Source organism: Rossellomorea sp. NPDC077527, assembly GCF_044542955.1.
Classification (GTDB): Bacteria; Bacillota; Bacilli; order Bacillales; family Bacillaceae_B; genus Rossellomorea; species Rossellomorea aquimaris_E.
The window spans coordinates 1-648 of sequence record NZ_JBITVL010000016.1; the positions used below are offsets into that span (position 1 = coordinate 1).

A 648-nucleotide genomic window follows, 5' to 3' on the forward strand; every position below is an offset into this window, starting at 1 on the left:
CCTCCAATCTCCAAGCAAACGAACTCTCACAAGCCCAATTTGAGGATGATTTCAGCATTCTGCGCTTCATCTGTAAGGCCAACGAAAATATTTAAGTGTTCTGTTAGAATCTTAGCACCTAAAGAAATCGCTTCTTTCGGTCCAATACTTCCATCAGTCCATACATCAAGAGAAAGTTTATCGTAGTTCGTCATCTGACCAACACGAGTATTTTCTATTTGATAGTTTACGCGTGAAACTGGAGTGTAAATAGAATCGATTGGGATCACGCCAATAGGAAGATCCTCACGTTTGTTTTGGTCTGCTGGTCTGTACCCACGACCACGGGATGCACTTAAACGCACACGGAAGTGACCACTCTTAGATAATGTTGCAATGTGTAAATCAGGATTTAACACTTCAACATCACTATCATGAGTAATATCAGCAGCCGTCACGGCTCCTTCACCCTGCACATCAATTTCTAGCGTTTTTTCTTCATCAGAGTAGATCTTTAACGCCAGCTTCTTGATATTCAAAATGATGGATGTAACATCCTCTACGACGCCTTCAATTGTTGAAAACTCATGCAGTACTCCATCTATTTGAATAGATGTGACAGCAGCACCTGGGAGTGACGATAATAGGATACGACGTAAGGAGTTACCC

1 pseudogene is annotated in these 648 nt (G+C 41.8%); it reads right to left on the minus strand.

Annotated elements, in window-relative coordinates:
- Window positions 1–38 precede the first annotated feature (38 nt).
- Window positions 39–648, minus strand: a pseudogene (rpoA, locus tag ACIGG7_RS23375) (DNA-directed RNA polymerase subunit alpha); the annotation flags it as partial.